The following is a 13,778-nucleotide window of genomic DNA, read 5'->3' as shown; positions in this document are numbered from 1 at the left end:
GCAGACGCCACGCGTCGGTCGCCGTTCGCTTGTCTTGTCCTGTTCGCACGCCGCCCGGCGTGCGGTCCGAGCGCGCGCGCCTTCCGTCCACCGTGTCTGCCTTCCAGGAACGCAGCGGCGCGTCGCCTTCGGCGCGTGCCCGCATCGATCACGATCAGCGAGGTGACACGTGGCAACCCATCCGTATTGCAAGCGCAAGGCGCTGTGCGCCGCCATTCTGGCCATCACCGGCCTCGCCGCCACCGCACCTGCGCTGGCCGGCACCGTGCTGGGCGAACTCAAGGAGCGCAGCAGCGGCAAGCCCGCCGCGCACGCCAAGGTCGCCATCGCCGGCACCGCGCTCAGCGCCGTCACCGACGCGCAGGGCCGCTTCGTCATCGCCGACGTGCCGGCCGGGCAGTACGCGCTGCAACTGGACTATCCCGGCTTCAGCGCCCCGGAAACCACCGTGCAGGTCGCCGACAGCGGCGCCGCCACGGTGTCGATCGCGCTGGACGAGGCCAAGCAGTTGCAGACGATCAGCGTGGCGGTCAACCGCTACGACGCCAGCACGTTGAAGATGAACGCGTCGAACACGGTGGACGTGCTGTCGGCCAACGATCTCGAGCACACCGCCGTGCACAATGTCGCCGAGGCGCTGGGTTTGATCGCCGGCATCAACATCACCTACAGCGGCTCGGGCTACTTCGGCGGCGTCGACGGCGCCGCCCGCGGCGAAGGCATGTTCGCCTCGGTGCGCGGCCTGCCCTCCGAATACAACGTCAACCTGATCGACGGCGTCACCGTCGCCCAGGGCATGCCGTACAGCCGCAGCGTGCAGTTGAGCCTGCTGCCGCCGTCGGGCCTGCAGACCATCGTCGCCAACAAGACCTCCACCGCCGACATGGACGGCGACGCGATCGGCGGCACCCTGGATTTCCGCACGCCCACCGCCTACGACTTCAAGGACGCCAGCAGCGGCAGCATCACCGCCAGCGGCCGCGTCGAAAGCCGCGCCCGCGACTACGGCGGCGACGGCCTCGGCGGTGGCCTGGCCGGCGATTTCCAGCGCAAGTTCGGCGACGAGCAGCAGTTCGGCTTCTACGCCAGCGCCTACTACGACTACCGCACCTCGACCAACAGCGAGGTCGCCGCCGCCACCAGCGCGCTCAACGACGGCTCCTGGCGCTTCCTGCACGCCAATGCCGACGGCAGCAACGCCGCCGGCTACGCGCCGCAGGACAACCTGACCAGCACCGGCATGAACGTCGGCGTGGTCGCCGGCTGGGAGCGCCGCTACGGCGGCAACGCCGCCTTCGACTGGAACGTGGACGAGACCCTGTCGGTGTATGCGCGCGCCACCTATGCCTACGCCAAGACCGACCAGGGCACCACCTTCGTGCAGTTGCTGCCGCAGGACGTCAGCTTCGTGCCGAGCGCCACGCCGGGCGTGTATTCGCCCAACATCAACCGCATCGCCGCACGCTTCTGGTACGAGACCAACCCGGAAATCGCCGACCTGGCCACCTTCCAGGTGGGCGCGCGCAAGACCGCCGGCAACTGGACGCTGTCGCCGAACCTGTTCTACAGCTTCGGCGACAACGACCGCCCCGACCACATCGAGATCGACGGGCGCGAGGACAAGTTCAGCCAGGCCAACTTCGCCTACTCCGGCAGCAGCCTGATGCGCTACGGCAGCGGCGCCTTCCCCTACCCGCAGCTGACCCCGGCGCTGCTGGCGCAGGTCAACAACATCCCCTCGCTGTACGCCAGCAGCTACGGCGAATCGACCAAGATCTACTCCGGGCAGAAGAAGGGCGGCGCCAAGTTCGACGCGCGCTACGACTTCGCCGACGGCGCGCTGACCGCGCTGCAGTTCGGCGTGAAGTACAGCAAGAGCAGCCGCCACTACAGCAACCGCGACTGGTGGACCGGGCCGGTGCCCGACGCCAGCACGCTGGGCGACCTGGGCATCTTCAACGGCGGCTACGCGGCGATCTTCCCCGGCAAGTACCACTGGGCCACGCCGCGGGTCAGCGAAGGCGCGGTGGCGCAGGTCATCGCCAACCACCTCACCGACGACGACCTGGACACCTGCGGCAGCGCGTTCTACGTCAACAACTGGAACTGCAACACGATGCGCGGCACCGAGGCGGTCAGCGCCGCCTACGCGATGGCGACCTTCTCCTTCGGCAGCCTGGAAGTGGTGCCCGGGGTGCGCTTCGAGCACACCAGCATCCACAACACCTTCTGGACCACGCCCACCGACAGCGACGGCAACCAGCAGGTCGGCTACTTCGCCGCCAACAGCACGCACTACGACCAGCCGCTGCCGAGCGTGTTCCTGACCTGGCGCCCGGACAGCGCCACCACCTACCGCGCGGCGCTGTGGACCAGCTATACGCGGCCGGCATTCGTGCAGTTGGGCGGCGGCAGCCAGATCAGCGTCTCCAACGCCGTGCCGCCGATCACCACCATCACCCAGGGCAATCCGGACCTGAAGGCGATCACCTCGACCAACCTGGACCTCTCCGGCGAGTGGGCGACCGACCATGGCGGGTTCTTCTCCGTGGCCGGCTTCTACAAGCGTCTGCACCACTACATCTACGACGCCGGCTCCGGCCAGGCCAATTCGGGCACCAGCGGCAGCGGCACGGTGTTCTACCAGATGCCGACCAACGGCGGCGACGGCCGCGTTTACGGCGTGGAGGTCAGCGCGCGGCAGCGCTTCCAGGACCTGCCGGCGCCGTTCGACGGGCTGGGCGTCAGTGCCAACGCCACGCGCCAGCATGCGCATGCCGATCTGGGCATGGTCGGCTTCGAAGACGAGCAGATGCAGTCGGCGCCGAATGCGATGGCCAATCTGGAGCTGTTCTACGAGCATTCGAAGTTCTCGGTGAACCTGAGCTACCACTTCAGCAGTTCCTATCTGCTGAACTACGACTTCCTGCACCAGAACGCGCCGTGGGACGACCTGTGGGCGCGGCCGACGCGGCGGGTGGACCTGCACGCGGGCTATCGGTTCGACAACGGGGTGAATGTGGATCTGTCGATCTCCAATCTCACCAAGGAATACAGCTACTGGGGACATGTGGGCCGGCACAATCTGGCGGTGTCGGACATCGTCGACGCCGGCATGATGACGTTGTTGACCGTCAAGTACGCGTTCTAGGGCGCGGCGGCGTGCGCACTGGGATGCCATCGCGGAGAGGTGCCAGGATCTCTGTGGGAGCTTCTTCGGTCCCGACAGGCCTTGCCGACTCCGCGTGGATCAGGCCTTTTGTGGGAGGGACTTCAGTCCCGACGGGCTTTACCGATGCTGCCTGGATCAGGTTGCATCGGCAGCCCACCCGATCAACGCACGTAGCGGCTGTCGTAGGAGCGGCTTCAGCCGCGACAGGCTCTACCGACAAAGCCTGGACTATGGCTCTTGTAGGAGGAACTTCAGTCCCGACGGGCTTTACCGGTGCTGCCTGCATCAGGCTGCATCGGCGGCCCACTCGAGCAATGCGCGCCTTGGCTGTTGTAGGAGCGGCTTCAGCCGCGACAGGCCTTACCGACTTCGACTGCACCACGCTTTTTGTGGGAGGGACTTCAGTCCCGACGGGCTTTACCGGTGTCACCTGGGTTAGCCATCAAAAGCAACAGCTTTCGCCTGGCGGCGAGTCACTTTTCTTTGCTTGTGCAAAGAAAAGTAACCAAAAGAAGCCGCTTCACAGCAGCCGAATGGCTGATCAAGCACACCCCGCCTTCGCGCCCGCTGCGCGGGTTCGTTCCGCTGGCGGGATTTTCGGACGGGGCTTGTCTGCTTCGCAGCCAAGTCCGGGGCAGTCGCCTCACGGCGCCAGCCCGCCCGCCGGGGCGAAGCAGTGCTTCGCCTTTTCCCGGCGAGCCCTGCCCCGGCCGAAAACGGCGCACATCCTTGTGCGCCGCCCCCCTGCGGGGGGTTTTACCCGCCAGCTCCGCCGCTGCGGAGGGGGCCCGGGAAAGGCAACAGCTGAAGAGCAACAGCAACAGCAACAGCAACCACAGCAACAGCCACGTCCCAGTTGGAGCAAGCAATGAAGCGCCGCGCGTTCTGCCGGTTCGGTTTGCTGGCGCCGCTCGGATTGGCAGCGATGCCGATATTGCGCGCAGCTACGCCAAGGCTAGCTCCCATCCCTGATGGCAAACCCCATACGTTCGGCTTCGCGCAGGGGCGTTTCACGCTGGACGGGCAACCGTGGCAGATCCGGAGTGGGGAGCTGCATCCGCTGCGGATCGCAAAGGCGGATTGGCTGCATCGCATCCGCATGGCCAAGGCGATGGGGCTGAATACCATCGCGCTGTACCTGATGTGGAATGCGCTGGAAACGGCACCCGGGCAGTTCGACCTGGACAGCGGCGAGCGCGATTTCGTCGGGTTCATCCGGCTATGCCAGCAAGAGGGACTGTGGGTGTATCTGCGGCCGGGGCCGTACGTGTGCGCGGAGTGGACGCTGGGCGGGTTGCCGCCATATCTGCTGCGCACGCCGGACATCCGCCTGCGCGATCGCCACGATGCGCGCTACATGGCCGCGGTGGAACGCTACATCGGGGCGATCGCGCCGCGTATCGCGCCGTTGATGGCCAGCGCCGGCGGGCCGGTGCTGATGCTGCAGATCGAAAACGAATACTCGATGCACGGCAGCGACGTCGGCTATCTGCAGGCGCTGGCCGCGCTGTGGCGGGCACATGGCATCGACGGGCCGTTCTCGCTGGCCGAAGGGCTCAAGGATCTGCGTCGACGCCAGGCCATGCTGCCCGGCGCGGCGCTGGGACTGGATGGTCCCGACCTGCTCGATCTGCAGGCGGCCACGGCCTTCGCCGGGCAGGCGCCGGTGTGGGTGTCCGAGGGCTACCCGGGCTGGCTGACGCATTGGGGCGAGCCGCAGTTCGCGCGCCGCGACTACGCGCCGCTGCTGCGCCGCATCGCCGCCGCCGGCTATTCGTTCAACCTGTACGTGGTGCACGGCGGTACCAATTTCGGCCTCAGCGCCGGTGCCAATGCCGAAGACGACGGCTCGCAATTCCAGCCGGCGCTGACCAGCTACGACTACGGCGCGCCGATCGACGAGGCCGGCCGCGCCACGCCGGCGTACTTCGCGCTGCGCAAGATCATCGCTGCGCAGGCGGAAACGCCACCGCCGCCGCCACCGGCCGCACCGCGCCGCGCGCACTTCGACGCGGTGCAGGCCGAGCCCGTGGCCGCACTGTGGGACAACCTCGGTCCCGCGCTGCAGACCGAGACCCCCAGCGACAACCAGCGCCTGCTCGGCCAGGACCAGGGACTGGTGCTGTATCGGCGGCGGATCGCGCCGGGCCGGACGCTGCACCTCGGGCAGGTCCACGACTACGCGGTGGTGCATCTGGACGGGCGCGAGCTGGGCCATGTGTCGCGGATGCGGCATCCGCGCCTGCACAGCGCGCCGCACCTGCGCCTGTCCGATGCGCAGAAGCAAACGCGCGAGCTGGACGTGCTGGTCGACAGCTTCGGCCACATCAACTTCGGCCCGGCGCTGGGCGATCGCAAGGGGCTGCTCGGTCCGGTGCGGCTCGATGGCCAGGACCTGCACGGCTGGGAGGTACGCGGGCTGGCGCTGGACACGGACCCGACGCCGTCGCTGCGCAAGCTGCAGACGCCGCCGCAGCGCCCGGGCCTGTTCTTCGCCACCGCGTTCACCCTGGACCGGCCCGGCGACGTGCACCTGGACATGCGCGACTGGCGCAAGGGCTATCTGTGGGTCAACGGGCGCCTGCTCGGCCGCTATTGGGACATCGGCCCGCAGCAGTGCCTGTACTGCCCGGGCGCCTGGCTGCGCGCCGGCGCCAACCAAGTGCTGGTGCTCGATCTGCACCGCCTGCAGCCGGGCCTGGTGCGCTGCGCCGACGGCCTGGTGCCCGCGCCTGCAACGCAGGCCTTCGTTCCCCCTCCCTCCCCGCAGGATCGTGCATGCACATGACGTCGCTCGCCGCCCCCGTCGCGCCCTCCCCGTCCGCCACGGACCAGGGCGCGCCGCCGCGCACGCTGGGGTTCTGGAGCGCGCTGTCGGCCAACCTGCTCAACATGATCGGGATCGGCCCGTTCATCACCATCCCGCTGGCGCTGTCGGCGCTGGCCGGGCCGGCGGTGCTGCTAGGCTGGGTGGTCGGCGCGCTGCTGTGCCTGTGCGACGGCCTGGTGTGGGCCGAACTGGGCGCGGCGATTCCGCGTTCGGGCGGGCCGTACCACTACCTGCGCGAGGCCTACGGCCGCGACCGCGCCGGGCGCCTGTTCGGCTTCCTGTACCTGTGGCAGACGCTGCTGACCGCACCGCTGTCGGTGGCCGCGGCGGCGGTCGGCTGCGCGCAATACCTGGCCTACCTGATGCCGGGGCTGAGCCACACCGCGCTCACCGGCATCGCCATGGCGCTGTGCCTGTTCAACACCGCGCTGCTGTACCGGCAGGTGCGCTCGGTGCAGTTGCTGTCGCTGCTGGTCAGCGCGGTGGTGATCGCCGCCTGCGTGTGGATCGTGCTTAGCGGCGCGCTGCATTTCGACATGGCGCTGGCGCGCGAGTTCCTGCAGGCGCGGCCGGCCTCGCCGCACGGCTTCTGGCTGGGCTTCGGTGCGGTGGCGCTGATCGCGGTGTACGACTACGGCGGCTACAACAACGTGTGCATGCTCGGCGGCGAGATCCGCAAGCCGCGCCGCACGATTCCGCGTGCGGTGCTGTGGTCGATTCCGATCGTGGCGGTGCTGTACCTGGGCTTGAACGTGACCGTGCTGGGCGTGCTGCCGTGGCGGCAGGCGGCGCAGTCCAAGGCGGTGGTGGCCGACTTCATGCAGGTCATCTACGGCCCCGCCGGCAGCACCGTGGCGGTGGCGCTGATCGTGCTCGCCAGTTGGGGCTCGGCGCTGGTGGTGCTGCTGGGCTATTCGCGGGTGCCGTATGCGGCGGCGGCGGCCGGCCAGTTCTTCGGCGTGTTCGCGCGGCTGCACCCGCGCGGGCGCTTCCCCACCGTGTCGCTGCTGTTCGTCGGCATCACCTCGGCGCTGGCCTGCCCGCTATCGCTGGACGACCTGATCGCCACGCTGATGATCATCCAGATCCTGTTCCAGTTCCTGGCGCAATGCCTGGCGGTGGTGCTGCTGCGGCGGCGGCCGCGGCGTCGCGCCAGCTTCGCCATGCCGCTGTATCCGTGGCCGCTGCTGATCAGCGTCTGCGGCTGGCTGGCGCTGCTGGCCACCAGCCCGCTGCCGCGGCTGCTGGCGGCGGTGCTGGCGCTGTGCGCGGGCACCGCGCTCTATCTCATCCAGGCCAAACGCGAGGCAGCATGGCCCTTCCAGCAATGAAAACACACGACGTCGCGGTGGTCGGCGAGGTCTATCTCGACCACATCTTCAGCGGCTTCACCACCTGGCCCGGGCCGGGCGAGGAAGCGATGGCGCGGCACTACCACCGCGATCTCGGCGGCGGCACCGTCAACACCGCCTGCGGCCTGGCCCGGCTCGGGCGCAAGGTCACGCTGATCGGCGCGATCGGCGCCGGCGACCGCGCCTGGTTCGCGCAGCGCCTGGGCGATTTCGGCGTCGGCACCGAGGGCCTGGTCGACCATCCCGCCGGGACCGGCGTCACCGCCAGCGTGTCGCTGCGCGAGGACCGTTCGTTCTTCACCTACCCCGGCGCCAATGCCGAGCTGGAACCGCTGCTGCGCAGCGCCGCCGCGCTGGAGGCGATGCGCGCCGCGCGCCACGTGCACTTCGCCCTGCCGCTGCCGGCGGCGCTGGCGCGCACGCTGCTGCCGGCATTGCGCGCGGCCGGTTGCAGCACCTCGCTGGACGTGGGCTTCAACCCGGCGTGGCTGGGCGATCCGGACAACCACGCCACCTGCCGCGCGGTCGATCATTTCCTGCCCAACCAGAAGGAGGCGGCACTGGCCGGCTGCACGGGCGACGACACCGCGTCCTGCGCCGCCTGGGCGCAGGCGCTGGGCCTGGCGCAGGTGACGATCAAGCTCGGCGGCGCCGGCGCCTGCGTGGTGGATGCGGCCGGCGCGCGGCTGGTCGCCGCGCCCGTGGTCGCCGTGCAGGACACCACCGGCGCCGGCGACGCCTTCGATGCCGGCTTCATCGACGCGCTGCTCGACCACGCTTCCCTCGATGCCTGCGCGCAGCGCGGCTGCCTGTGCGGCGCCGCCTGCTGCACCGCGCTCGGCGCGCTCGACGGCCTTCCCGATCCCCCACGTCTCAGGAGTCTCCATGAGCAGTTCTTTCCCCAACCGTAAAATCGCCTTGATCGGCGGCGGCGGCGTGCGCGCGCCGCTGGTGGTGTACGGCGTCAACGATGCCGCCGAAGCGCTCGGCGCGCGCGAGATCGTGCTCTACGATCCGGACCAGGATCGGCTGGCGTTGATGGTCGCGCTGGGCCGCGCGGTGGTCGCCGAGTTCGGCGGCGAGCTGCAGGTCAACGCGGCCAGCTCGGCGGAAGCGGCGATCGACGGCGCGCACTTCGTGCTCAACAGCATCCGCATCGGCGGCATCCATCAGCGCGCCACCGACGAGCACACCATCATCCGCCACGGCTACGCCGGGCAGGAAACCACCGGCCCCGGCGGCGTCGCCAAGGCGCTGCGCACGGTGCCGGTGGCGATCGAGCAGGCGCGGATGGTGGAGCGGCTCAGCCCCGACGCCTGGCTGGTCAGCTTCACCAACCCGGCCGGGCTGATCACCCAGGCCATCAGCCGCCACACCCGCGCGCGCGTGGTCGGCATCTGCGACACGCCGGTGGAACTGTTCCACAACATCGCCCGCGCGATCGGCGAGCCGCTCGCGGACGTGGACTGCGAGTACGTCGGCCTCAACCACCTGGGCTGGATCCGCGCGGTGCGCGTGCGCGGCGAGGACGTGCTCGACCGCATCCTGGCCGACGATGCGATCCTGCGCCAGTTGTACCTGGCGCCGCTGTTCGACTTCGACATGCTGCGCACGCTGCGGCTGATTCCCACCGAGTACCTGTACTTCTACTACGAGCGTAGTCGTGCCCTGGAGAACCAGCGCGCCAGCGGCGCCAGCCGCGGCAGCGAGATCGAACAGCTCAACCACACCCTGATCGCCGACCTGCGCAGCCGCCTCAACGCCGGCGACGGCAGCGGCGCGGTGCAGACCTACGCCGCCTACCTGCAGCAGCGCTCCGGCTCGTACATGCGGCTGGAGGCCGAGGCCGGCTCGGCCTTCGCCGACGACCTCGCGCCGCAGCCGGACCCGTTCCGCGCCAGCACCGGCTACCACCGCATCGCCGTGGACGTGATGAGCGCGCTGACCGGCGCGCTGCCGGGGCGGCATGTGGTCAACGTGCGCAACCAGGGCTGCATGCCGGAACTGGCCGACGACGACATCGTCGAGATCTCCTCCACCATCGAGCGCGACCGCATCACCCCGCTGCCGGCACGGCCGATGCCCGAGGCGATCCAGGGCCTGGTGCGCACGGTCAAGGCCTACGAGCACGCCGCCATCGACGCCGCGCTCAGCGGCAGCCACCTGGAGGCCTGCAAGGCGATGCTGATCCACCCGGCCATCGGCGAATGGAGCCCGTCGCGGCGGCTGCTGGAGGCCCTGTTCGGCCATGCCGGCAACGGCGACGACGACAGCGAGTGCGTGTGCTCGGGACCGATGCACTGGCACGGCGCGCACCACCCCCACTGAGCCGGGCGGTTGTGCGGTCGCAGGATGCATCGGACGGCCACACGTTGTAAGGTCGTCGCAAATTGGTCCGTTATAGGTACCATCAGCCTATCCTCCCGGCCACGGCCGGCGCCTCCGGGTGCCGGCCCTGCGCGGGGAGCGTTCGTCGATTCCACGGAGCGTTCCAGGCCATGCCCACCCGCCGCGACATCCTCCACTTCCTCGGCGCCAGCGCCGGCGCCGCGCTGCTGAGCGGGGCATTGCCGGCCGCCGCCGCGGCATCGGCCTCCGCCGCCCTGCCCAGCAAGCGGCCGCCGCCGGGCAAGCGCCGCTTCGTCAGCACCGCGGTCGAGCGCCAGTTGCGCACGGTCAAGGCCGGCATCGGCGACCCGCGCCTGGCCTGGCTGTTCGAGAACTGCTACCCCAACACCCTCGACACCACGGTCGAGACCGGCACCCGCAACGGCAAGCCGGATACCTTCGTCATCACCGGCGACATCGAGGCGATGTGGCTGCGCGACTCCTCCGCGCAGGTGCACCCCTATGTGCCGCTGGCCAAGCGCGACCCGGCGCTGCGGCGCATGTTCCATGGGCTGATCCAGCGCCAGGCCGCCTGCATCCGCCTGGATCCCTACGCCAACGCCTTCCTGCCCGACGGCACCAGCCAGCGCCTGAAGTGGTCGGTGGCCGACATCACCGAGATGAAGCTCGGCGTCGGCGAGCGCAAGTGGGAAGTGGATTCGCTGTGCTATCCGATCCGCCTGGCGCACGAGTACTGGCGCGCCAGCGGCGATGCCGCGCCGTTCGACGACGACTGGCGCGAGGCCATGCACGTGGTGGTGCGCACCTTCCGCGAACAGCAGCGCCTGCATGGCCGCGGCCCGTACAGTTTCCAGCGGCCCTCGCCGCTGGCCACCGAGACCCTGGTGCTGGACGGCTACGGGCAACCGACCCGGCCCAACGGCATGATCCACTCGATGTTCCGCCCGTCCGACGATGCCTGCCTGTATCCGCTGTTCGTCCCCGCCAACCTGTTCGCGGTGACCTCGCTGCGGCAACTGGCGACGATGAGCGAGGCACTGCACCACGACGCCGCCTTCGCCGGCGAGTGCCGCGCTCTGGCCGACCAGGTCGAGACCGCCACCCGTCAGTTCGGGCAGATGCGCGACGCCGACGGCCAACCGTTCTGGGCCTATGAAGTGGACGGCTACGGCAACCAGTTGTTCATCGACGACGCCAACGCCCCCGGCCTGCTGAGCCTGGCCTACCTGGGCTGCTGCGATCGCCGCGATCCGCTGTTCCTGCGCACCCGGCAACTGGCCTGGAGCGAGCGCAACCCGTACTTCTATCGCGGCCGCGCCGCCGAAGGCGTGGGCAGCCCGCACAGCGGCCTGGGCACGATCTGGCCGATGTCGCTGATGCAGTACGCCCTGGCCAGCGACGACGACGCGCAGATCCGCCAATGCCTGCAGTGGTTGAAGACCACCGACGCCGGCACCGGCTTCATGCACGAAGCCTTCGACAAGGACAACCCGAGCACCTTCACCCGCGACTGGTTCGCCTGGGCCAACACCTTGTTCGGCGAGCTGATCATCGATCTGCATCAGCGCAAGCCGCAGTTGCTGAAGGCCTGACGCCATCACTGTATTTGTGGGAGGGACGTCAGTCCCGACGCTTCTTCGGTAAGGCCCGTCGGGACTGAAGTCCCTCCCACAACAGCAAACACCCCCCACCGCACCGCCGCACACCCCGAGGACAGCACCATGGCCACACGACGCGGTTTCCTGCAGGGCGCCATCGCCCTGGCCCTGTTCGGCAGCAGCGGCATCGCGCGCCTGGCGCAGGCACGCGCCGGCAACTACGCGCTGCCGGCCGATGCGCGCGCCAAGGCCGACCTCACCCGCAACGTCGACGTGTTCATCGGCACCGGCGGCCATGGCCACACCTTCCCCGGCGCCACGCTGCCGTTCGGCATGGTGCAACTGAGCCCGGATACCTACAACGCCGACTGGGACGCGTGCTCCGGCTACCACGCCGACGACGGCTCGATCATGGGCTTCTCGCACACCCACCTGTCCGGCACCGGCGTCGGCGACATGCTCGATTTCCTGGTGGTGCCGGCCGTGGGCGAGGTGAAGCTGCAGCCCGGCACGCGCGAGAACCCCGACGCCGGCTACCGCTCGCGCTACGACCACGCCGACGAAGCCGCCTCGCCCGGCTACTACCGCGTGCGCCTGAAGGACAGCGGCGTGCATGCCGAGCTGACCGCCACCGCGCGCGCCGGCCTGCACCGCTACCACTTCCCCAAGGGCAAGCCGGCGCACCTGCTGCTGGACCTGTGCCACGGCATGCAGGACAAGCCCGACATCCCCACCCGCGTCGAGGACGCCAGCCTGCGCCTGGTCGATGCGCAGACCGTCACCGGCGGCCGCCGCGTCTACCAGTGGGCCAAGGGCCGCTACATCTACTTCGCGATGCGCCTGTCGCGGCCCTTCGCCAGCGCGCAGCTGTACACCGACGACCAGCCGCTGGCCGCGGGCGCGCGCAGCGCCGACGGCAACCGGCTGAAACTGGCCCTGCACTACCCCGATGCCGCGCAGGCGCCGCTGCTGGTCAAGGTCGGCATTTCCGCGGTCAGCGCCGAGAACGCCCTGGCCAACCTCGACGCGGAACTGCCCGACTTCGACTTCGCGCGCGTGCATGCCGCCGCCGTGGCCGAATGGGAGAAGGAACTGGGGCGGGTGCGCATCGACAGCGACGACGACGCGCAGCGCCGCATCTTCTATTCCGCGCTGTACCACAGCCTGATCGCGCCGACCCTGTTCAGCGACACCGATGGCCGCTACCGCGGCATGGACCTGCAGGTGCACCAGGCGCCGGCCGGCTACCACAACTACAGCACCTACTCGCTGTGGGACACCTACCGCGCCCTGCATCCCTTGCTGACCCTGGTGCAGCCCGAGCGCGTGCCCGACCTGGTGCAATGTCTGGTGCGCGGCGCCCACGAATCGCCGCAAGGCGTCGCGATCTGGCCGCTGCAGGGCGTGGAAACCGACTGCATGATCGGCTACCACTCCGCCGTGGTGCTGGCCGAAGCGCATGCCAAGGGCTTCACCGGCATCGACTGGAAGGCGGCGTACCCGGCCTGGCGGAAGCGCGCGATGGACGACGACGTGCACGGCCTGGGGTTGTACCGGTCGATGGGCTACATCCCCTGCGACAAGGTCGACGAATCAGTCAGCCGCACCCTGGAATTCGCCTACGACGACTGGGCGGTGGCGCACTTGGCGCAGGCGGTGGGCGCCGACGACGATGCCAAGCGCCTGCGCGAACGCTCGCGGCAGTACCGCAACGTGTTCAACCGCCAGAGCCGTTTCGTGCAGCCGCGGCTGAGCGACGGCCAGTGGGCCACCCCGTTCGATCCGCGCGCGATGGGCCACAGCGCGCAGTGGCGCGACTTCACCGAATCCAACGCCTGGCAGGCCACCTTCCTCAACCAGCACGACCTGTACGGCTACATGGAGCTGTTCGGCGGACGCGACAATTTCGTCGCCAAGCTCGACGAACTGTTCACCACCAGCTCCGAGCTGCCGGCGGACGCACCGCCGGACATCGACGGCATGGTCGGCCAGTACGCGCACGGCAACGAACCCAGCCACCACGTCGCCTACCTCTACGCCTACGCCGGGCAGCCGTACAAGACCCAGGCGATGGTGCGGCGGCTGCTGCGCGAGCAATACCACGACGCACCCAACGGCCTGTCCGGCAACGAGGACTGCGGGCAGATGAGCGCCTGGTTCGTGCTCAGCGCACTGGGCCTGTACGCGGTCGACCCGGTCAGCGCCAACTACGTGCTGGGCAGCCCGCTGTTCAAGCGCGCCGAACTGGACGTGGGCCACGGCCGCACCCTGCGCATCGTCGCCCACGGCAACAGCCCGGCCAACGTCTACATCCAACGCGTCCGCTGGAACGGCAAGCCCTACACCCGAAGCTGGCTGCGCCATGCCGATCTGGCCGCCGGCGGCACGCTGGAGCTGGAGATGGGGCCCAAGCCCAACACCGCGTTCGGTGCGGGCAAGGACGATTTGCCGCCCTCGTTTGTTTGAAGGCCGGGAAT

The 13,778-nt window shown here is 69.4% G+C and carries 7 protein-coding genes; all 7 read left to right on the top strand.

The window, feature by feature from the left end; all coding sequences use genetic code 11:
- Positions 1–169: 169 nt before the first annotated feature.
- The 7 genes from AC1PME_RS06425 (at position 170) to AC1PME_RS06395 (ending at position 13,767) form a co-directional block, all read left to right on the top strand.
- Positions 170–3,151 (top strand): TonB-dependent receptor, encoded by a 2,982-nt coding sequence (locus tag AC1PME_RS06425; protein WP_481097658.1) that lies wholly within the window; start codon positions 170–172, stop codon positions 3,149–3,151.
- Between the two features lie 889 nt (positions 3,152–4,040).
- Positions 4,041–5,960: a beta-galactosidase gene (locus AC1PME_RS06420; protein WP_481097657.1), complete on the top strand. Its 1,920-nt coding sequence runs from the start codon at positions 4,041–4,043 to the stop codon at positions 5,958–5,960.
- Entirely contained in the window at positions 5,957–7,333 is a 1,377-nt protein-coding gene (locus tag AC1PME_RS06415; RefSeq protein WP_481097656.1) for an APC family permease, read from the top strand. Before AC1PME_RS06420 ends, AC1PME_RS06415 begins: the two co-directional genes overlap by 4 nt.
- Positions 7,330–8,265, top strand: coding sequence for a carbohydrate kinase family protein (locus tag AC1PME_RS06410; protein ID WP_481097655.1), 936 nt, complete (start codon positions 7,330–7,332; stop codon positions 8,263–8,265). The genes AC1PME_RS06415 and AC1PME_RS06410 overlap by 4 nt, the downstream gene beginning before the upstream one ends.
- A complete protein-coding gene (locus tag AC1PME_RS06405) occupies positions 8,240–9,682 on the top strand; it encodes a family 4 glycosyl hydrolase (protein ID WP_481097654.1) in 1,443 nt (480 codons plus the stop codon). The genes AC1PME_RS06410 and AC1PME_RS06405 overlap by 26 nt, the downstream gene beginning before the upstream one ends.
- Before the next feature lie 170 nt (positions 9,683–9,852).
- Positions 9,853–11,295 carry a glycoside hydrolase family 125 protein gene (locus tag AC1PME_RS06400; RefSeq protein ID WP_481097653.1) on the top strand — a complete coding sequence of 481 codons (1,443 nt, stop codon included), beginning with the start codon at positions 9,853–9,855 and terminating at the stop codon, positions 11,293–11,295.
- Positions 11,296–11,424: 129 nt separating this feature from the next.
- Positions 11,425–13,767 carry a GH92 family glycosyl hydrolase gene (locus AC1PME_RS06395; RefSeq protein ID WP_481097652.1) on the top strand — a complete coding sequence of 781 codons (2,343 nt, stop codon included), beginning with the start codon at positions 11,425–11,427 and terminating at the stop codon, positions 13,765–13,767.
- Positions 13,768–13,778 lie beyond the last annotated feature (11 nt).

The organism is Xanthomonas sp. NCPPB 901 (genome assembly GCF_056725085.1).
The sequence above is the reverse complement of the archived record's forward strand: the minus strand, read 5'-3'. Positions and strand labels throughout refer to the sequence as shown.